This window comes from Elusimicrobiota bacterium (assembly GCA_016788905.1).
Taxonomy (GTDB): Bacteria; Elusimicrobiota; Elusimicrobia; order FEN-1173; family FEN-1173; genus JADKHR01.
Map to the genome: position 1 here is coordinate 1 of JAEURZ010000053.1, position 764 is coordinate 764.

A 764-nucleotide genomic window follows, 5' to 3' on the forward strand; every position below is an offset into this window, starting at 1 on the left:
GAAGGCGCTGGACCGGTTTGAGAACCGAGTGCGGGAAATCACGCGACGGAACCGGGGTGTGAGCCTGGAGCAGATGGTGGAGGAACTGTCCACGTACCTGACCGGGTGGCGGAGCTACTTTGGGCACTGCCAGACACCCTCCGTGCTGGAACGTCTGGACGGCTGGATCCGGCGCAGGCTTCGGTCTGTTGTCTGGAAACAGTGGCGGCGGGGACGAACCCGGTTTGCGCAACTCTGTCAACGGGGCGTGAGTGTCGTGCTGTCGGCTGTGGCAGCAGGCAAGACTCACGGCCCCTGGCGAATGGCGCAACACGAGGCGATGTGGCTCGCTCTGCCCAACGCCTATTTCGACTCGCTCGGACTTCCGAGATTGGACCCTAGGTGCCGCTAAACCCACCGAACCGCCGGATGCGGACCCGCATGTCCGGTGGTGTGGCAGGGGCGGACGGGTGACCGTCCCCCCTATGCCGATTTAGGAGGGGAAGCTCCCGCTCCGTCACCGTCGCGGCTCTGTCAGTGCGCATGCTAGAGGGCCGGCTGGAGGTGGAAGAGATGGGCGGCCCAGGGAGCCAAGCGGACCCAGAGGCCGGGTTCGGCCATTTCGTCGCCCTTGCGCTCGTAGGCGATGCCTTCGAGCGGGTCCTCGAGAATCCAGTTGCGGCCTGCCGCACCCGTCACCGCTACCCGGCCTTCGGCTGTGAAGGAAGAGAAGTTGACGATGACGAGGGGTCCGGTGTCCCAACGCCAAGCGAGCAAGCTGGGGT

At 65.4% G+C, this 764-nt stretch carries 2 protein-coding genes; one reads left to right on the forward strand and one right to left on the reverse strand.

Annotation, left to right across the window (positions count from 1 at the left end; genetic code table 11):
- Nucleotides 1–391: transposase (locus JNK54_10750; protein MBL8024737.1), on the forward strand; the 391-nt coding region annotated here is incomplete at its 5' end.
- A 134-nt stretch (nt 392–525) separates the two neighbouring features.
- Here JNK54_10750 and JNK54_10755 read toward each other — a convergent pair.
- Nucleotides 526–764, reverse strand: a 239-nt coding sequence (locus tag JNK54_10755) for an alpha-amylase (GenBank protein MBL8024738.1), incomplete at its 5' end; no start/stop codon positions are given.